The sequence below is a fragment of the Pedobacter sp. JY14-1 genome (assembly GCF_029269825.1).
Classification (GTDB): domain Bacteria; phylum Bacteroidota; class Bacteroidia; order Sphingobacteriales; family Sphingobacteriaceae; genus Pedobacter.
Window position 1 is genome coordinate 741,339 of record NZ_JARJHU010000001.1, and the last position, 18,621, is coordinate 759,959.

Genomic DNA, 18,621 nt, shown 5'->3' on the forward strand with positions numbered 1-18,621 from the left:
CATCAGGAATCCGACCATGAAAAACGACGTCCAGATCAAGAACAAACGGGCTTTTTTTGATTACCATATCATTGAGACTTTCAATGCTGGCATTGCATTGCTGGGTACTGAGATCAAATCAATCCGCCAGGGCAAGGCCAACCTGTCTGATGCCTTTTGCATGTTCGTCGGCAATATCCTGTATGTACGGAACCTGCATATTTCAGAATACAGCCACAGTTCTTTTTACCATCACGACATTAAACGTGACCGGGCATTGCTGCTGCAGAAGAAAGAACTCAGGAAATTGAGAATGAAGAGTGAGGAAAAGGGCCTGACCATTGTTCCTTTAAGGATCTTCACCAATGAAAGGGGCTTCGCCAAGATAGAGATCGCGCTGGCACAGGGTAAAAAGGAATTCGACAAACGTGACAGCATCAAGGAAAGGGAATCTAAGAGAGAACTGGACCGGGCAATGAAGGTTTAACCTCCGTTCTGCAACCCGTTTGATTACCAGGCCTGGTCGCCAACCAGGGGAACAAACCTGAAGGTATCCAGCTCTATGCGTTCGAACTCGGTTTCGCTGGCGCGGATCACAGTGACCATCTTTTGTGTCTTCTCGTCACCTACCGGAATCACCAGGATACCACCCACCTTTAATTGCTTTAACAGGATCTCAGGCACGAAAGGCGCGCCGGCAGTAACCAGGATCTTGTCGTAAGGTGCATGTGCCGCGATCCCTTTGGAGCCGTCACCATAGAAGAAATGCGCGTGATACCCCATTCCGGGCAGTACTTTAATCGTATGCTGATAAATACTCTCCTGGCGTTCGATCGTATATACATTGGCGCCGAGTTCCATAAGAACGCAGGTCTGGTATCCGGAACCGGTTCCGATTTCCAGTACCTTATCGCCTTTGCTGATGTGTAGCAACTGGCTCTGATAGGCTACGGTATAAGGCTGTGAGATGGTTTGCCCCGCCCCTATCGGAAAGGCGATATCTTTATAAGCCTGGTTCCAGAAGGTTTCGTCAAAGAAAAAATGCCGGGGTACCTTGCCTATTGCCCTGAGCACCCTCCGGTCGGTGATGCCTCTGGTCTCCAGATGGGCGACCAGCTTTCTTCTTGCACCCTGTTCCCGGTAGTTATCTACAAACTTATATGCCATAGTATCCCAAAAATAGCCTTTTTAAGGCAGAAAACCTTGCAGCAAATGCCGTCATGGAATAAAGCGCACAGATTCAGGGCGAATAAAAAAATTAATAGGGATCTACATCGGTGACCAGCAATATGCCCCGGTTTTCCTTCATGGACTGAAACGCAGTCAGCACTTCTCTGAGTACGGCTTTTACTTTAACGACAGAGGTCTCCTTGTCGCTCTTGATGATCACCTGCTTAAGGTAATAGTTCCGTACCCTGGATACCAGTGGTTGTTCGGGACCAAGCACCCTCGGGCCAAGCTGCTCGCGGAGCATACGGGCAAAGTTCTGTGCCCCGGCATTGAGTATATCCTGGTCTTTATGCTTGATGTGGATAAAGATCATCCGTGTAAAGGGAGGATAATGAAATTGCTTGCGTTCGGCCATCTCATCGTTGAACATCTCTACATAACGGTTTTCCATGACCTGCCGGATGATCCTGTGGTCGTTATCATAAGCCTGTATAATGACTTTTCCCTGTTTGTCACGCCGCCCGGCCCTGCCCGCAACCTGGGCCAGCAGCTGATAACTGCGTTCGAAAGCCCTGAAATCGGGGTAATTGAGCAAGGTATCTGCATTGATAACACCGATGAGCGATACGTTGTCGAAATCGAGTCCCTTGGCCACCATCTGTGTACCGATCAGGATATCTGTCTTCTTTTCCTGAAAATCTGAAATGATCTGCTGTAATCCGTTCCGGGTACGGGTACTGTCCACGTCTAGCCTGGCGATGTGCGCATCAGGAAAGATCAGCTTCAGTTCTTCCTCTATCCGCTCGGTACCAAAGCCCTTTTGTTCGATGTGTACTGACCCGCATGCCGGGCAAATGTTGATGCTGCTCTGGTAATAGCCGCAATAATGGCAATGCAGTTTCCCGCTGCTTTTATGATAGGTAAGGCTGACGTCGCAGTTGACACATTTGGGCGCGTAGCCACAGGTTCCGCAAAGCAGGATCGTCGCGTAGCCCCTTCTGTTCTGGAACAGAATGACCTGCTCTTTGCTTTGCAGGGCCAGTGCAATCTCATCCACCAGCCTGGAAGTAAAGTAGGAAACCATTTTCTTCCGCTTGCTTTCTTCGGCGATACTTACGACTTCCTGTTCCGGCAATGGCACACCGCCGAAGCGCTCGTTCATCGTGACCAGTCCGTATTTGCCGATACCCGCATTAAAATAGCTTTCAATGGACGGCGTAGCCGAACCCAGGATGACCTTGGCTTTGTAAAGGTGGGCAAGGTAAATCGCTACGTCCCTGGCTTGGTACCTGGGAGCAGGGTCTTGCTGTTTATAGGAAGATTCGTGTTCCTCGTCGACCACGACCAGCCTGAGGTCCTGGAATGGCAGCAAGACTGCAGAACGGGCACCCAGCACGACCTTGTATTGCCCGGTCAGTACCTTATTCCAGATCTCGACCCGTTCGTTATTGTTGAATTTGGAATGGTAGACGCCGATGGCATCGCCAAAATATCTTTGTATACGTGCGACGATCTGTGTGGTCAGTGCGATTTCCGGCAGCAGGAACAATACCTGCCCGCTCTGTGCGATGGCTTGTTCGATGAGCCGTATATAGACCTGTGTCTTTCCCGAGGCCGTTACCCCGTGCAGCAGCACCACATCCTTTTCCCCGAGTTGCCTGTTTGTCTCCGCTAAAGCATGCTGCTGGCTGTCGCTCAGTTCGAAGTTCAGGACAAATTCATCCTGGCCATCGCGGAGCCGGCTGACGGGTCGCTTCTGTAAGCTGATGATCTTTTTGTCGGCCAGGGCCTTTAATGCAGCTTCCCCGCAGCCGCTTTCTTCCAGCAGTTCCTGTTTAGATACCAGTTCCTGGTTCCTGGACATTTTAAGCAGGGCGAGCAGCGCATTAAGTTGCTTTGGCGCACGCTCCAGCACTTCAAAAAGCTGCCTGAGGTATGCTTCTTCCCTGTAGAATGGATTGAGCCCGATGAAGGACTTCATCAGCGGCCGGTATTTTTCCACGACCTCTTCCTCAATACGGACAATGCCTTTTTCCAGTAACGCATTAATGACCGGATACACCGTTTTCTGGCTAAGCAGTACCGAAACTTCATCTGCGCTCAGTCTCGGCTTGTTGCGCAGTGCATCGACAACGGCTTGTTCCTTTGCGGGCAGGTGGTCCTCTCCTTCCCTGAAATCTTCTTTAAGGACGATGATCGTTTCGCTGGCCAGCTTAAGCCCTGCGGGAAGGGCTGCAGCCATCACATCCCCTTCATTGCACAGGTAATATTCCGTCATCCAGGCCCAAAGCTGCAGTTGCATAGGTGTGACGACCGGGCTGGAATCTACTACATCGATAATGTATTTGGCTTCATAATGCTCAGGGGCCTGGGTGCTGATGCTTTTAACCAGGGCAGTATAGATCTTATGTTTGCCAAATTGTACGACTACTCTTTTGCCGGCTGCTATTTCGTCATTGAGTTCAAAAGGCACCCGGTAGCTGTAGTTCCTGGCCAGTGACAGTGGCAGTATGACTTCTACAAACAGCGTTTTCCGGTCTTCAAATGCAGCCTGTTGAAAATTCAGCATTACTTCTGCTTAAGGGCCGCAAGAAACAGACATATCCATCCTGAAATAAGCAGCAGGCCGCCGACAGGGGTTACAGGACCAATGTATCCGACGAAACCCAGCCTGCTGATCTCACGCGTAGACAACAGGTAGAGTGAACCTGAAAAAAAGAGGATCCCCAGCAGAAAGCACCAGAACGCCGAATTGACCAGTCGGGGTGCGGCATTACTGAGCCCGGCAAGAAACAGCAGGGCAAATACGTGGTAAAACTGGTATTCCACACCCTTTGCCCATATATCAAGTTCGTTTGTACCGATCAGTGTCTTTAATCCGTGGGCGCCGAAAGCGCCAAGTATCACTGCAAGTGCACCGAGCAGGGAAGCCACGGCCAGGATTCTTTTATTCATCTTCAAGCCCATTTACAATCGCTAAATTAATATTTTTTTAACGCTGAATTGAATGCTTGGCCAGTTTTATCTAGCTTTGCTATACCTCAAATGAAAAGAATCATTGTCCTGATCGTCGTATTGCTGGCCGCCATTGTAGCGATGGCTTACCTGTATTTTGCAGATCTGAACACGGAAAAGAGGGACAATAACGGGGCACTATACGCAGCTACTGCAGATGCCGCTATGGTCTTTTCCTTCCAGCAGGACAAAAGCGTCGTGGAGATCCTCAAGAGCAGTTCTTTGCTGAAGGACGTCATCGGGCCTGAAAAGACCCGGCAACTGCGATCGTTGCAAGGGCACCTGCTCAGCCTGCCGCTACCGGCACAGGCGACCAACCGTCAGAACATCTACATCAGTATACTCCCGGGTGCGGAGAAAACAGTAGAATTTCTCTATTGTACCCAGTGGGCAACGGGAACGGGACAGTCTCAGCTCATGGATGCGCTGAGGTCATCAGGATCGAAAATCACTACACGGGACAGCATTTCCGAGCTTAGTCTTCCAGACAGCAGTACCTTTTACTTCAGCTTCAGGAACAATCTGGTGATGCTGGCTGCTTCGAAGGAAATACTGGGCCGTTCGCTGGCGCATGGACGACAGGAGAACAACAAGTTCGCCGAACATATTGCCGCTACCGGCAGGTTACAGAAGAACAGCCTTGCTGAACTGTATATCGACTTTTCCAGGATACCTGCATTCCTGAAGACGTTTGTTGCCGGTAACCTCGGCGGAGAGCTTGCCGTATTTGGACATCAACAGGCTTATGCAACACTGGTTTACAATTATAGTGCAGAAAAGATACTGTTTACCGGTAGCCTGCAAGTCAACACCAGGGACAGCTATGACAGGCTTTTCCTTAAGGAAGCGCCAGGCAGCATGGACATCGTCAACCTGCTGCCCGAGCATACGGCAAATTATACGGCTTACCGGATCAACCGGTATGCTGCCTGGAAAAAGCTGCTCGACCAGGAGCTGAGGCAGGATGCATCCTTCGCTAAGGCTGCGGCGTTGAGGCGGCACATCAAGGATACCTACCGGATAGACCCTGACCAGCTCTTTCCGAAGTACTTCAACGGACAACTGATCCGTTTCCAGCTCAGCACCGGAGAGAAACTCGGTGCCATCAACCTGAGTAACGGCGAAAAGCTTGAGCAGCTCCTGCTTGACCTCAGCAGCAGCTATAACGAGGAGATCAGGATATTTAAGGATGGCGGACTGGCGGAGGCGTACTTCGGCCAGGCCTTCAAGAATTTCAGCCGTCCTTATTTCACAATAAAAGACAACTACATGGTCTTTGCAAATAATGCCAGTACGGTACAGTCATTTTTGAACAGTTATAATGCAAACCGCCTCCTGATCAACAGTCCGGGCTATATCAGTACCGCCAATCAGTTGCCGGCCACGGCTTCTGTGACCTCCTACATCGACCTCAGGAACTCTTCTTCGATCTTATTGAGAAACATTTATCTTCCCTATTTCCGCCACCTGAACAGTGCAGACGGGCTTAAGGAATACAGCTCGGTGACCTGCCAGCTGAACAGCGACCAGGATAAGTTCCAGGTTAACCTGCTGCTTTCTAAAAAACCAGCTGTAAAGACAGATACTTTGCTATTGCAACCCTGAGCTTCGATTTAATTTATTAGCTTTATATGTTGTCAGTTATGATCAGGAAAATCACGCTACTTTTCTTGCTTTTGCTGGTTTTTTTCCAGTTGAAGGCGCAGCAATACGGTCTTTTCAATACCAGGACCCTTTTTGACGGTTTCGAGAACCCCGCGCAAAAGACCTTTGTATTGGATTCTTCCCGGCAATTTGCCTCTAACTTTTTCCTGCCCTACCTGGGCATACATGCCGTAGTGAACGGGAATGAAAATGTACTCCGTACAATGCTGAAGGATGGTCTATATTCTACTGAAAATGTTCCGCTTAACCAGGGCCAGACACATAATATTTTTCAGAACACCAATATTTATCTGCTGAATTTTAAGCTGTTCAGGTCTTATAAGTATCACAAGGAGATTGGCCTGGCCTGGCAGCTCCGCGCAGATGCCGATGTGAATTACACGAATGAGACACTCGCCCTTTTTGACAACTACCTGCGCTTCATCAACGAAGACAATAACCAGTCTTATCTGAATGCCTTTAATAACAAAGGCTATGCCCAGTCCTATCATCAGTTCAGTTTCAACTACAGGGAGAATTATAACAAGCGACTCGCATTTGGCGTAAAACTCAGCTTGCTGAGCGGCATCAGTTACAATAAGATCGATGTGAACCGGTCTTATCTTGACCTGGCCTCTGCAGATGGCCCTTTGGTCCTGGGCTTAAGGGGCAGTTATGAATCTAATTTCAGAAAGGGAAGCGAACTGGGTAAAAGTGTGGCCCCACTGTTCAGGAACGTTGGGGCTTCGGTAAGCCTGGGCACCACCTATCAATCGAAAAGCGGTTTTACGCTGATGGCCAACATCAAGGACCTGGGCGGAATCCGTTGGGGCAAAAAATCCTACGTCAGCGCATTTGATAACCTGCAGAACCCACTGGTGCTGGACAGCTTACTGGATAAGGAATCTGAAGAAATCGAGGACCGGGTTACCCGGCTACTGACCAGCGACAGCAAGCGAAAGGCCTTTTATAGTCCAACCAATGCAAAGGCCGACTTCACGGTCTCCAAAACTTTCGGCTTTTATACGCCGGTCCTGATCGTTTCCAAAAACCTGTTTTTCAAAGGTGGTGACGTAGCCCTGGTCAACCGTTTTTACAGAGATGGTTTTTCGGTAAGTCTGGTCCCGGCCTATAATTTCAACAAGGTGTTGTTCATGGGTATGCAGGGCATGTACCAAACCCCGAACTTTGAGGTATTCATCGGATCGGATGACCTGTTCAAGACGGCTTCTCTTTTTTCCGGAAAGAACAATGACCACACGGCCGTCAGCAGGTCCTATACGGGTGCTTCTGCTTATCTGGGCGCCAGTATCAAATTTGGCTACGTCGTGGAACACCCGCAGAACAGCAGCTATATGCCTGGCCTCGACGACCACGAAAGAGGATTTTTCTCCAGACTGTTCGGTGCGTTTAAAAAAGGCAAAAAATAGCATATCGTTTTGCCTTTTAAAATCTATTTATTTACTTTTAGGTAGTTTACCAGAAAAACTAATTACTGAACTATGGGATTTATTAAAGAGTTTAAAGAATTTGCGATTAAAGGCAGTGTAATGGATCTTGCAGTCGGTGTGATCATCGGCGGCGCTTTCGGCAAAATCATAGATAGCGTGGTGAAGGACCTGATCATGCCGCTGATCTCAGCGGTGATCGGATCGGTGGATTTCAGCAACCTATATGTAGTGCTCAAGGGCACTGTCCAGCCGGGCCTTGCACTTGAAGACGCAAGGAAGGTTCCGGACAGCATTATCTTTGCCTATGGCAACTTCATTACCGTAGCCATCAACTTCTTCCTGCTCGCGCTGGCAGTCTTCCTGCTGGTAAAGGGCATCAATTCCCTGAAGCGTAAGCAGGAAGCCCAACCTGTTGCCCCACCTGCACCAAGCAAGGAGGAAATCCTGCTGGCTGAGATCAGGGACGTGCTCAAATCCAGGCAGCCATAGACAACTGCAGGTCATAAGAATCAGATTATCACAAGAAGCCCGGCAATATCCGGGCTTTTCTTTTACCGGTAAAATAGCGCAGTTGACCGGCTTTTTAGCGGTGTACAGAGCAGACAGATTGGGACATAGCTATAATCTGTATACTTTTGGATGTGTTTTAAAGGTACAGCGACAGGCTGCCCTTAAGCATCGGATTACTAAAAGAAATTAGAAATGAAAAATTATAACGATCAGCACAATGATCTCCATCAGCACAGCAATACCAGCCGGATATGGAGCGGCCTGATCATCCTGGTAGTTGGCCTGGTGTTCCTGTTGAAAAATCTCGGTCTTTATATTCCTGACTGGGTAGTGAGCTGGCCTATGCTGCTCATCATTATTGGTTTACTGGTAGGCTATAAACGCAGGTTCAACGGCGGAGGCTGGCTGGTGCTGCTGCTGATCGGGGGATTCTTCATGACAGAGCGGGTTACCGACTACGATTTCTCCAAATATTACTTTGCCATTGCCTTTATTGTAATCGGTCTGTTCCTGATCTTTAAGCCTAAAAGCAGGAAAAAGGAAGTCTGGATCGCAAAGTGGAAGGATAAATTCGATGACAAAACAGACAATGACATCCTGGATTCTGTAAATGTGTTTGGGGGAAGCCACCAGTATGTCTACTCCAAGAATTTTAAGGGGGGGGATGTGACCGCAATATTCGGAGGCTCGGATATCAACCTGACCCAGGCTGACTTTAACGATACGGTAACACTGGATTTAGTAGCGATTTTCGGCGGCGTAAAGATCATTATCCCTCCCGACTGGGAGGTTAAATCTGAAGTGACGGCAATTTTCGGGGGAATTGACGACAAAAGGGCCGCTGCCCAATTGGGTGTCGGGCCCAGAAAGATACTGGTACTGAAAGGTGTTGCCCTGTTTGGCGGGGTTGACATCAGAAACTTTTAAATGCCTGTACTATGAAATGGTTTTTAACAAAGTACATCTATGAGATCGTAAGTGGTTCCGGAAATTACGGTGCCCAGTTTGACGAGCAGTTCCGGCTGATAGAGGCACCCGATATACATGAGGCGCTGGACAAGGCAGAGGCACTTGCTGAAAAGTTCCATCTGCCTTTTGAGAACTGCCGTGGTGAAATGGTCACCTGGAAGTTCATATGCATAGCAGACATCCACGAAATCCAGGTACCACAGGACGGCGCTGAAATCGCTTCTATATTGCATGAGCCTGCCGACACCAGGGATTTCCTGGAGATAGTGGCCAGACGCCGGGATTTTACCTTAAAACTGATAACCAGCCAAAGCTTTGACCAACAGACCACTTTCCACCCCTAGGATACAGAACATCGCGTTGTTCATCCTGCTGGCATGGACTTCGGTGTTTGTATTGCTTTATTATTATACGCTCGATTTAGGGCTGCTGGTTTCCGTGGCAGACAGCGTGGTGACCAATGGCCTGCTTGCCGCCGGCTGTGTTAGTTTGAGCAACCTGCTTGGGTATTATCAGCCTAAAAATGAGATGATCCTGTTTATTCTTGTACTTACAGGGGTACTTGCGCTCATCATTACACTCATCAGTAAATTTGCCCTGGGTATACTTTTCCCGGCAGATAAGGTATACATTTCATTCCTGACCTCGTCTATATGGATGCGGGCGATCATCATCTACGTGTTCCTGGGCTGGTGCGCACTGGCCAATATTCTCTGGTACCGGCTGGAAGAACAGTCTGCGACCCAGGAAAGGTTGCTGGCTGCCGAGACGCTTTCCAAGGAAGCTGAACTGAACAAGCTGAGACACCAGTTGCAGCCACACTTCTTATTCAACAGCCTGAACTCGGTCTATGCACTGACCATTGTAAACCCCAAAGAAGCCGGGGTGATGATCACCAAACTTGCGTCGTTCCTGCGTGGTACACTCAAAAGGGACGACGAGGTATGGGTGAATGTAGCCGAAGAGATGGAATACATCCAGTTATACCTGGATATTGAAAAGGTGAGGTTCAGCCACCGGCTTAACCTGGATATTGCTGTTGAAGAGCAAAGCCTGGGGATGTGCCTGCCGGGCACGCTGCTGCAGCCTATCGTGGAAAATGCGATCAAATTCGGTCTTTACAACACTTCCGCAGCGATCACCATTACCATAAGGGTTTCGGTAGACCAGGGCCTGCTGAAAATCTGCGTACAGAATCCTTTTGATCCGGAGATGAAAGCTGCCGGTGGAACCGGCTTCGGCTTGTCTGCGATTAAAAGAAGGTTATATTTGCTCTTCGCAAACGATAATCTGCTGCAGGCGGCTGCTATAACAGATAATTTGTACAGAACTACGCTTAAAATACCTCAGACAAATGATAAGAACCATACTGATCGATGACGAGTCTCTGGCCAGGGATATCGTGAAGCATTATCTGAACGACTTTCCGGACATTGAAGTAGTGGAAGAGTGCAGTGACGGGTTTGAAGGCGTAAAGGCCATTGCCCGGCATCAGCCTGACTTTATCTTCCTGGATATCCAGATGCCCCGTATCAATGGTTTCGAGATGCTGGAGCTGGTGGACAATCCGCCGCCGGTCATATTTACGACTGCTTTTGATGAATATGCGATAAAGGCCTTTGAGGTCAGTGCTGTAGATTACCTGCTTAAGCCCATCGAAAAGGTAAGGTTTGAACAGGCCGTACAGAAGCTGTCCAAACGCCTGCAAAGTAAGGATATACCGGTAAACCAGGAGCTCCTGGATACGGCATCGCTGAGCCCGGCACAAAACAACCGGGTGGTGGTAAAGCAGAACGGGGTGATCAAGATCATTGCCGTAACGGACATCCATTACCTGGAAGCAGACGACGACTATGTAAAGCTGAGTACGACGGAAGGGGTCTTTCATAAGAACAAAACCATGACTTTCTTTGAACGTACGCTTGATCCCGCTCAGTTCATCAGGATACACCGTTCGTATATGATCAACCTTTCACAGGTGACCAGGATCGAGCTGAAGGAAAAAGACAGTTACATTGTGCTTCTGAAATCGGATATCTGGCTGCCGGTAAGCAAAACAGGATATGTAAAGCTGAAGGCTGCCCTGGGTATGTAACACGTTTTCAATATTGTATTTGCATTTGAAAAAAGATACCGCTATATTTGCACCTCTTATTTAAAAAAGACAGTCAAAGTATTATACAGTTATGAAAAGAACATTCCAACCTTCGCAAAGAAAGAGAAGAAACAAACATGGCTTCCGCGAAAGAATGGCTACTGCAAACGGCAGAAGGGTCTTGGCTTCACGCCGTGCAAAAGGAAGAAAGAGACTGACAGTTTCTGACGAGCGTCGTCACAAAGCATAAGTTTTGATTGCGTAGCGCAATGCGCTGGCAGATCAGGACCATCTATCTGCAACCCTGCGATCAAAAACATGAATACATTTTCTAAAGAAGAACGGTTGTGCAGCAGAAAGTTAATTGACTTGCTGTTCAAAAACGGTTCTTCTTTTTTATTATATCCTTTTAGCGTTTATTACCTCCGGATAGACCGGGCTGAGACACAGACTGAAAAACTTGCCGGGAAGCGCACCTTCCCGGTCCAGGTGGTCATCAATGTTTCCAAGAAAAGATACAAACGCGCGGTTGACCGCAATCTGGTAAAACGCCGCAGCCGGGAAGCTTACCGGCTTCAGAAAGCGGCATTACTATACAAAGGGCTAAGTGAAAAAGCAGCTTCGCCCGAACAGGACAAGCTGCTTTTGCTCTCTCTTCAGTTTGTCGGAAAGCAGATCTATGACCATACCTTTTTTGAAAAGAAGATGGCAGCGGTATTTAATAAACTCCTGTCTTTGCTATGAAATGGCTGTACTCCCTGGTTTCATGGATATTCTTGGCGCTGATCAGACTGTATCAATGGCTGCTTTCCCCGCTTTTGGGTGCCAGTTGCCGCTTCACGCCTACCTGCTCACAATATGGGATCGAGGCGATCAAAAAATACGGGCCATTTAAAGGTGGCTGGCTTACGCTGAAACGGATCGGGCGCTGCCATCCCTGGGGAGCACACGGACACGATCCTGTCCCCTGAGTTTATTATCTTTGACAATTCATCTTTTGAACCTGAAACTTATTTGATCCCGCATGGCTAAGATACTTCAACTGGAAACCGCTACCCAGACCTGCTCTGTGGCGCTTGCTGAAAATGGCACTACGCTGGCGCTGAAAGAACTTGCCCAGCCTAATATCCATGCGGGCATGCTGACCTTATTCATCGATGAGGTCATGCGGACCGCGGGCATGGGCTATGCTGACCTGGATGCAGTGGCGGTAAGTATGGGCCCCGGTTCTTATACAGGCTTACGCATCGGCGTTTCTACAGCCAAGGGCCTGTGCTATGCGCTCGAAAAACCACTGATCGGTGTAGATACCCTGCAAATGATGGCTGCCGGGTTTATTCTGGAAAATGATGGTTTTGACGGACTGGTCTGTCCGATGATAGATGCCAGGAGAATGGAGGTATTTACAGCAATATTCGACCATAGTCTGCGTAAGATAGGTGACACCGCCGCTGTCATTGTTGACGCTTCGAGCTTTTCTCACCTGAGCGCCGCGCAGCGTATGGCCTTTATCGGGGACGGGGCCGCAAAATGTGCAGCTGTACTTGAAGGCTCTTATGCTTTTTTCCCGGGAGGCAACTACAACTCTGCACGGCATATGAGCCAGCTGGCCTACAGACAATTCGAGACCGGGCAGTTTGAGGATGTTGCTTATTTTGAGCCTTTTTATCTGAAGGATTTCGTGCTGACCACCCCTAAAAAGAAATAAGCGGTTTCAAATGATGACATATGTGTCAAATTCCTTAATTTTGGCGCTGGTCAACCTTTAATGCGAGCTTTCTTATGCTGAAACAACACTTACAACAGAAATTACTACAGAAGTTATCTCCTCAGCAGATCCAGTTCATTAAACTGCTTCAGGTACCGACCGTAGCGCTGGACACCCGCATTAAAGAAGAACTCGAAGAAAACCCGGCACTTGAGGATCCAAGCCTGATGATCGCGGACGAACCAAGAGGGGAATACGACGATCTGAACGAAAACAGCGATGATTATGACCCGGGGCAGAAGGAAGACAGCATGGATGAGTTCAACGTAGATGATTACCTGCAGGACGACGGGCTGAATGACTACAGTACCTCCTATAACAACAGTGATGATGAAGAGGACAAAAAGGAAACGCCGATTGCCATCGAGCGCACCTTTTTCGAAAGCCTGCAGGAACAGCTTGACCTTGTTCCCCTTTCTGATACGGACTTTATCATCGGCAGGCAGATTATAGGCAGTCTTGATGATGACGGCTACCTGCGGCGTCCAATTACTTCCATGATCGATGATCTGGCATTTTCGCAGAATGTAATGGTGGAAGAAGAAGACGTGCTGGAAATGCTGAAGGTGATTCAGGCCTTTGACCCTCCCGGAATTGCGGCAAGGGACCTTCAGGAATGCCTGACCTTGCAGTTAAAGCGAAAGGACACCAGCAACCCGATCATACAAAAGGCTATTGAAATCGTAGCCAATTACCTGGATGAATTTACCCGTAAGCATTACGATAAACTGGAAAAGGCACTTGGATTAAATAGTGACGACCTTAAGGAAATCGTGAATGAGATCCTGAGGCTTAATCCTAAACCAGGCGACTCGAACCAGGTAACGACCAAGCAACTGCAAATCATTCCTGACTTCCACATTACGAATAACGAAGGCGTATTGATCCTGACGCTGAACTCCAAGAATGCGCCTGAGCTCAGAGTAAGCAGGTCTTACATCGATATGTTCGACCACTATGACAAAGCTGCCCAGAAGGACAAGAAAATGAAGGAGGCCGTTCAGTTCGTAAAACAGAAGCTGGATTCTGCAAAATGGTTTATTGATGCCATTAAGCAGCGCCAGCAAACGTTGCTGAAGACGATGAACGCCATTATGCAATACCAATATGAATACCTGCTGACCGGCGATGAACGTAAAATGCGCCCGATGATCCTGAAAGACATCGCAGATAAGATCGACATGGATATTTCAACCGTTTCACGCGTAGCGAACTCTAAATATGTGCAGACTGAATTCGGTACGTTTTTACTGAAGTCCTTCTTTTCTGAAGCGATACAAACGGAGAGCGGCGAAGAGGTGTCCAATAAGGAAGTGAAGAAGATATTGGAAGACTGCATCAGTAATGAAGACAAACGCAAGCCGCTTGCCGACGAAAAGCTAACGGAAATCCTGAAGGACCGTGGCTATAATATTGCGCGCAGGACCGTGGCCAAATACAGGGAGCAAATGAACATTCCTGTTGCCCGGCTCAGAAAGGAACTTTAAGCTTACTACCACATCCTGGTGGTACTCCAGACTTCATAGATGTTATTAAGTTGAAGGCCCAGCACAATTTCATGGCTTCCGTTGCTTACGTTGTTCAGCTCTGAGGTCACGAAATCGTAAGAATACGTAAGGTTGATGAGCTTACTGATATTGACGCCTGCAAGCGCCGAAAATGAATCGTTCCTGCGGTAACTGCCTCCTATCCATATCCTGTCTTTAAAAGCAAGTTTCAGATTGGTATCAAAAGAAAGTGGCGCGGGACTGACCTGCTTGAACATAACAGACGGCGTAGCTGCGATTTCATCGGATACAAAGAAACGGTAGCCTGCCGTAAAAAACCAATGTGGTACATTTTTACCCTGGTTAAAACCAGGGTCACTGGTGAACTTCAGTTTCTGGGGCAGTATTTGCTGAACAGAGGCTCCGGCAAAAAAACGTGCGCCATACAACCAGAGGCCAACATTGAGGTCCGGTTTGACCTGGCTTACAATCGCGTTGCTCACCGCCGGGTCATTCTGCGGGTCGGCAGTACCAAAATCCAGCGCGTATACATCCAGTCCGATGCGGGTTATGCCTGCAGACATCCCCAGGGAAAGATTGAGCTGCTGCCCTACCCTGAGATGATAGGCGTAGCTAAGATTGGCATCAAACCGTGAAAGCGGGCCGACATCATCAAGTACCGCAATCACCCCCATACCATGGTGTGCCGGTGATGCGGTATAGTTCTGCATATAGTTCCGGCTCATGGGATCGTCTCCGTGATCGGCCAGTGAAAGTGCATTGCGCCAGAGGTAATTATCGCCGAATTTCCAGTTGGCGGACAGAAATGAAGTTTGCGGTGCATCTTTGATACCTGTCCACTGTTTACGATAGCCCAGCTTTACATCGGTGTAGTTTTCAATGCCACTCAAAGCAGGGTTTAAAAGATAGTTGTTAAAGATGTACTGGGTATATTGAGGCCGCTGCTGTGCGACGGACCGGTAACACAACAAACCAATAAAGACGAAGGTCAGATATCTGGTTATTTTCACTTTATTTCAGAATGGTTAATGGTCCCGTGAGTGGCTTTCTGCTGTTATTCAGGTTGATAATATAATAATAAGTTCCGACAGGTAAAAACTGTCCGTTATATTTTCCGTCAAATGGCTTGTAAAAACCTTTGCTGAAATAAACGCGCTGGCCATAACGGTTGAATATCTCCACCGTGGCATTGAGATAGATTTCCATATTTTCAATCACCCAGGTATCGTTTCTGCCATCGCCGTTGGGACTGAAACTATTGGGCGGGTTGACATCGGGGATAATGTGCACATTCAGCTTTTCAACGACACTACATCCATTCTGATTGACAATGGTAATGGTATACGTTTTTTCCGTATCTGCTGTAACGACCGGATTGGGAATATTGGCATTGTCAAGACCGTCAGCAGGTTGCCAGCGGTAAGTAAGTCCGCTTCCCCTGCCGAGATCAAGCTGCCTTTGGTCGCCCGGATACATAAAGACATCCCGCGGATTACTGACCACAGGTATGTCATATACCGTAATACTTTGTGTCTTCACATCATCACAGCCCTGTGCGTTGCTAAAAGTATAAGTAATGACGTGTGTGCCTGCTCCTGCAGCACCGGGATCAAAAGTTCCGTCTTTACTCACCCCTCTGCCGCTGAACACTCCGATGCCGGCAACGCCCAGTTGCTCGCCGGCTGAACTGATTTTTACCGGACCTGTATTGAGACAGACCGGGTCGATGGCCCCGAAGACAACGTTGGGATTGGGATATATGGTAATCGTCTGCTGTGTTTCCTGATAGCAGGTCTGTCCTGAGTAAGCCCGCATCACTATGGTGTATTCCTTAGGAAGCGGGGAAGTAGCAGCGGGATAAGTAAAATCATAGGTCTTTCCCGGTTCCGGATCTTCATCGGTGATGGTCTGTGCAGGTTGGGTATGGTCGGGTATCCAGACAATCCTGACAATATTTCCCGGAGCTACCCTGGCCCTGTTCACTACGGTCACTTTTTCCCTGCTGCATAAGGCTTTGCTGTTCATGACGTCAAAGTCAGCTATAGCATCTGCTCCATTGACAAAGAGTTCCTTGTTCGTAATGGCTGCGCACCCATTTTTGGTAACAACGGTAAGGGTCACGGTATATTTGCCGGGAGCCAAGTACTTGTGTACCGGGCTTTCCTGCGTATCGGAATTCAGCGGATTACCAGCATCGCCAAAATTCCAGAGATAAGTGAGTTCAGATTTATTACCTGCATCGTCGGATGAGCGGTTAATAAACACGGCATCTTTGTCGTTCACACAAATCTCCGGAAGTGCGAAATCTGCCTTAGGAAGCGCCTCAATGGTGACAGATTTAGAAACGGTGGCACTAAAACAGCCGTCTGAAGTACCGGCAATGAGGGTAACCTGGTAGATGCCGGGCCTGGAATATTTATGCTTTGCCGCCTGTGTGGTAATTTCCGGACTTCCGTCGCCAAAGTTCCAGCGCCAGGAACTGGGCTGAATACCTCCTTCGACAATTGTCTTGTCCAGTACCACTACTTCCGAGCTGATGCATTCCGTTGAATTCATGTCAAAACCAGGAGTAATCCTGGGTTTCACCAGTACCTGTACTTCTACCGGGTCGGACAGGCAGCCCTCCTCCAGGCCCGCTGTCAGTTTAACGGTCTTTACTCCTGAAGTACTATAGGTGTAGACCGGGTTTTGTTCAGATGATGTCTGGCTGTTTTCGCCAAGATCCCATATCCATTTGTTTACCGGAACGTCTGCTATGTTAAGCGTACTTTTATCGGTTAGCGTTAATGCAGTTCCAAAGCAGATTTCTTCGGGGGCATCGAACGCAGCGACAGGAATGGGATAGACGGAAAAAGCAAACTCATAATCTACAGGTCTGCCGAGGCAGCTTTCCGTATCCGGCATTACTGCCGTAACCTTCATTGCATGTGTCTCAATACGGGCGAACGTCCGCTTTGCGGCATAGATATATTCGTAAAGTACCTGCCCGCCCGGGCTGACGATCTCTTTCGGGACGGTCATCGTGGTTACCGGGATTTCTTCGTCCAGTTGCCAGATGACCTGGTCGTCTTTCGGTCTGAAGGGAAAGACGATCTTAAAGTCTGAGGCCTGGTCCTTACAGGCATTGGGGGCATCGAAACCGGTAACGGTGTTACTGATCAGCAGGTAATTGTTTGCCGCGAGGTTGGTGCCTGCTGAATAGGCATAGGATTCATGATCCCCGAATCCGTAAGCGATGGCGTTGAATCCTTCGCTGGCCGACAGGGTCGAATTGATATCGTACACCTGCAGTTGAACATAAGAAAGAGCGGGATTGGAAGGCACTACTGACCAGTTGGCATTGGCGACTGGCTGGCCGTTCAGACGAAAACTGCCCGTCGCCGCAGTAGACATACACACATTGATGTATTTCTCCTTTATGTCTTCCTCACGGGATGAAAACAAGGTGATGTTCCTGATGTTGAATTCAACGGGATTGAGCAGCACCATCTCAGGATCTCCGTACAGGTTCGGTAACGGGCTCCCGCAATCCTGGGTCAGCGCATACTGGGCCACACTGATATTTTTATCGGCACTGATATATACCGGAACCGACATCCGGCCTGATGTATACATCTGACCCTTGTTGAGGACAACGGGGCTGCCATTATCACTTGCGTTAACTATGGTGTAATCTTCCTGGGCCAGGACACGATAGTAAAAATACCGGTTGATAAATGGTATGGCCGTGTAAGTCTTCCCCCAGCTCACCGTAGGATAAAGCTGCTGATAAAGGGGGTCGCGCGAAGAAGCACAACCGATGGACACCGAGGTACTTCCCGAAAAGGCGGCAAAACGTTTGGTGCAGTTATCTGCAGACCCCGGATCGATCTCTGCATAAGTCCCGGTAAGGTCCTCATTTCCGTCTGGCATATATTGATAGACATCACCCGCATTGGAAAGATGCACTTTAAAAGAACTACCGGATTTGGGGTGGACGAGGATGTCCGTATTGTTTTCGGATGCCACCAGGGCCAAAAAGTTCCTGTTGTTGCCGTTACCCTCCGTTGTCTGGGTAAAGTTCATAGAGAAATACTTCTGCCCGAGTGCCTCCAGGGGAAGGATAAGCGATGCCGCAGACCTGGCCCCCGCAGAAATATGCGCGTATACGGCCACTTTCGGCATGCCATCTGAAACTTTGATGAAGATCCCTTTATTGGACAGGGGCTTATTGCGGTCGCTGTAATCGATATACGCATCGGATCTTGGAACAAGAAATGGGATGGCTTTATTGGCGGGTATCAATGTGGGCTCTGACGAGTAACCGTTACAGGTAACGGTTACTTCCGACTTCACCTTTGCGGTCACATAAATGGTGATTTTAGCTTCCCTGAAAGATCCGTTCATCGTCTGTGAGGGGTCGTGAGAAGGGAACACCGCCCAGAATTGCGTACCTTCATTCGATACCTGTTGAGCGCGGGTAATGGTTACAGATAGCAGCCAGAGAAGAACGACGCAGACTATCCTTTGCAT

At 48.6% G+C, this 18,621-nt stretch carries 18 protein-coding genes; 13 read left to right on the forward strand and 5 right to left on the reverse strand.

Features of this window, described 5'->3' with window-relative positions:
- Window positions 1-16: 16 nt before the first annotated feature.
- Entirely contained in the window at window positions 17-466 is a 450-nt protein-coding gene (smpB, locus tag P2W84_RS03225; RefSeq protein WP_276088665.1) for an SsrA-binding protein SmpB, read from the forward strand.
- Between the two features lie 23 nt (window positions 467-489).
- Here smpB and P2W84_RS03230 read toward each other — a convergent pair whose 3' ends face one another.
- The 3 genes from P2W84_RS03230 to P2W84_RS03240 all read right to left on the reverse strand — a co-directional run bounded on the left by P2W84_RS03230 (window position 490) and on the right by P2W84_RS03240 (window position 4,104).
- Complete coding sequence (locus tag P2W84_RS03230; RefSeq protein ID WP_276088666.1) at window positions 490-1,146, reverse strand: protein-L-isoaspartate(D-aspartate) O-methyltransferase; 657 nt, start codon at window positions 1,144-1,146, stop codon at window positions 490-492.
- Window positions 1,147-1,237: 91 nt separating this feature from the next.
- A complete protein-coding gene (priA, locus tag P2W84_RS03235; protein ID WP_276088667.1) occupies window positions 1,238-3,718 on the reverse strand; it encodes a primosomal protein N' in 2,481 nt (826 codons plus the stop codon).
- Complete coding sequence (locus P2W84_RS03240) at window positions 3,718-4,104, reverse strand: DUF423 domain-containing protein (RefSeq protein ID WP_276088668.1); 387 nt, start codon at window positions 4,102-4,104, stop codon at window positions 3,718-3,720. Before P2W84_RS03240 ends, priA begins: the two co-directional genes overlap by 1 nt.
- Before the next feature lie 90 nt (window positions 4,105-4,194).
- Here P2W84_RS03240 and P2W84_RS03245 point away from each other — a divergent pair, with 90 nt between their 5' ends.
- From P2W84_RS03245 to rpoN, 12 genes are all read left to right on the forward strand, one after another.
- A complete protein-coding gene (locus P2W84_RS03245; RefSeq protein ID WP_276088669.1) occupies window positions 4,195-5,769 on the forward strand; it encodes a hypothetical protein in 1,575 nt (524 codons plus the stop codon).
- A 38-nt stretch (window positions 5,770-5,807) separates the two neighbouring features.
- Window positions 5,808-7,238: a DUF5723 family protein gene (locus tag P2W84_RS03250; protein ID WP_276088670.1), complete on the forward strand. Its 1,431-nt coding sequence runs from the start codon at window positions 5,808-5,810 to the stop codon at window positions 7,236-7,238.
- A 72-nt stretch (window positions 7,239-7,310) separates the two neighbouring features.
- Complete coding sequence (gene mscL / locus P2W84_RS03255) at window positions 7,311-7,748, forward strand: large conductance mechanosensitive channel protein MscL (protein ID WP_276088671.1); 438 nt, start codon at window positions 7,311-7,313, stop codon at window positions 7,746-7,748.
- Between the two features lie 213 nt (window positions 7,749-7,961).
- A complete protein-coding gene (locus tag P2W84_RS03260) occupies window positions 7,962-8,696 on the forward strand; it encodes a DUF5668 domain-containing protein (protein ID WP_276088672.1) in 735 nt (244 codons plus the stop codon).
- Window positions 8,697-8,707: 11 nt separating this feature from the next.
- Window positions 8,708-9,082: a DUF4288 domain-containing protein gene (locus tag P2W84_RS03265; protein WP_276088673.1), complete on the forward strand. Its 375-nt coding sequence runs from the start codon at window positions 8,708-8,710 to the stop codon at window positions 9,080-9,082.
- A complete protein-coding gene (locus tag P2W84_RS03270; RefSeq protein ID WP_276088674.1) occupies window positions 9,054-10,118 on the forward strand; it encodes a histidine kinase in 1,065 nt (354 codons plus the stop codon). Before P2W84_RS03265 ends, P2W84_RS03270 begins: the two co-directional genes overlap by 29 nt.
- Window positions 10,093-10,833 (forward strand): LytTR family transcriptional regulator DNA-binding domain-containing protein, encoded by a 741-nt coding sequence (locus P2W84_RS03275; protein WP_276088675.1) that lies wholly within the window; start codon window positions 10,093-10,095, stop codon window positions 10,831-10,833. Before P2W84_RS03270 ends, P2W84_RS03275 begins: the two co-directional genes overlap by 26 nt.
- Window positions 10,834-10,924: 91 nt before the next feature.
- Window positions 10,925-11,083 (forward strand): 50S ribosomal protein L34, encoded by a 159-nt coding sequence (rpmH, locus tag P2W84_RS03280; RefSeq protein ID WP_013632808.1) that lies wholly within the window; start codon window positions 10,925-10,927, stop codon window positions 11,081-11,083.
- 68 nt (window positions 11,084-11,151) lie between these two features.
- On the forward strand, window positions 11,152-11,577 hold the full coding sequence (locus P2W84_RS03285) for a ribonuclease P protein component (protein ID WP_276088676.1): 426 nt from the start codon (window positions 11,152-11,154) through the stop codon (window positions 11,575-11,577).
- The gene (yidD, locus tag P2W84_RS03290) at window positions 11,574-11,804 is read left to right on the forward strand and encodes a membrane protein insertion efficiency factor YidD (protein ID WP_276088677.1); all 231 of its coding nucleotides are present in this window, start codon (window positions 11,574-11,576) and stop codon (window positions 11,802-11,804) included. The genes P2W84_RS03285 and yidD overlap by 4 nt, the downstream gene beginning before the upstream one ends.
- Before the next feature lie 53 nt (window positions 11,805-11,857).
- A complete protein-coding gene (gene tsaB / locus P2W84_RS03295; protein ID WP_276088678.1) occupies window positions 11,858-12,541 on the forward strand; it encodes a tRNA (adenosine(37)-N6)-threonylcarbamoyltransferase complex dimerization subunit type 1 TsaB in 684 nt (227 codons plus the stop codon).
- Between the two features lie 74 nt (window positions 12,542-12,615).
- Window positions 12,616-14,088: an RNA polymerase factor sigma-54 gene (rpoN, locus tag P2W84_RS03300; protein ID WP_276088679.1), complete on the forward strand. Its 1,473-nt coding sequence runs from the start codon at window positions 12,616-12,618 to the stop codon at window positions 14,086-14,088.
- A 5-nt stretch (window positions 14,089-14,093) separates the two neighbouring features.
- On the opposite strand, the gene P2W84_RS03305 is transcribed toward rpoN, so the two are convergent.
- A complete protein-coding gene (locus tag P2W84_RS03305; RefSeq protein WP_276088680.1) occupies window positions 14,094-15,119 on the reverse strand; it encodes a type IX secretion system membrane protein PorP/SprF in 1,026 nt (341 codons plus the stop codon).
- A 1-nt stretch (window position 15,120) separates the two neighbouring features.
- Window positions 15,121-18,621 carry a PKD domain-containing protein gene (locus P2W84_RS03310; protein WP_276088681.1) on the reverse strand — a complete coding sequence of 1,167 codons (3,501 nt, stop codon included), beginning with the start codon at window positions 18,619-18,621 and terminating at the stop codon, window positions 15,121-15,123.

Bases quoted from the DNA above. Each gene is read 5' to 3' on its own strand.
- smpB (WP_276088665.1), top strand. From the start codon at position 17: ATGAAAAACGACGTCCAGATCAAGAACAAACGGGCTTTTTTTGATTAC.
- P2W84_RS03230 (WP_276088666.1), bottom strand. From the start codon at position 1,146: ATGGCATATAAGTTTGTAGATAACTACCGGGAACAGGGTGCAAGAAGA.
- priA (WP_276088667.1), bottom strand. From the start codon at position 3,718: ATGCTGAATTTTCAACAGGCTGCATTTGAAGACCGGAAAACGCTGTTT.
- P2W84_RS03240 (WP_276088668.1), bottom strand. From the start codon at position 4,104: ATGAATAAAAGAATCCTGGCCGTGGCTTCCCTGCTCGGTGCACTTGCA.
- P2W84_RS03245 (WP_276088669.1), top strand. From the start codon at position 4,195: ATGAAAAGAATCATTGTCCTGATCGTCGTATTGCTGGCCGCCATTGTA.
- P2W84_RS03250 (WP_276088670.1), top strand. From the start codon at position 5,808: ATGATCAGGAAAATCACGCTACTTTTCTTGCTTTTGCTGGTTTTTTTC.
- mscL (WP_276088671.1), top strand. From the start codon at position 7,311: ATGGGATTTATTAAAGAGTTTAAAGAATTTGCGATTAAAGGCAGTGTA.
- P2W84_RS03260 (WP_276088672.1), top strand. From the start codon at position 7,962: ATGAAAAATTATAACGATCAGCACAATGATCTCCATCAGCACAGCAAT.
- P2W84_RS03265 (WP_276088673.1), top strand. From the start codon at position 8,708: ATGAAATGGTTTTTAACAAAGTACATCTATGAGATCGTAAGTGGTTCC.
- P2W84_RS03275 (WP_276088675.1), top strand. From the start codon at position 10,093: ATGATAAGAACCATACTGATCGATGACGAGTCTCTGGCCAGGGATATC.
- rpmH (WP_013632808.1), top strand. From the start codon at position 10,925: ATGAAAAGAACATTCCAACCTTCGCAAAGAAAGAGAAGAAACAAACAT.
- P2W84_RS03285 (WP_276088676.1), top strand. From the start codon at position 11,152: ATGAATACATTTTCTAAAGAAGAACGGTTGTGCAGCAGAAAGTTAATT.
- yidD (WP_276088677.1), top strand. From the start codon at position 11,574: ATGAAATGGCTGTACTCCCTGGTTTCATGGATATTCTTGGCGCTGATC.
- tsaB (WP_276088678.1), top strand. From the start codon at position 11,858: ATGGCTAAGATACTTCAACTGGAAACCGCTACCCAGACCTGCTCTGTG.
- rpoN (WP_276088679.1), top strand. From the start codon at position 12,616: ATGCTGAAACAACACTTACAACAGAAATTACTACAGAAGTTATCTCCT.
- P2W84_RS03310 (WP_276088681.1), bottom strand. From the start codon at position 18,621: ATGCAAAGGATAGTCTGCGTCGTTCTTCTCTGGCTGCTATCTGTAACC.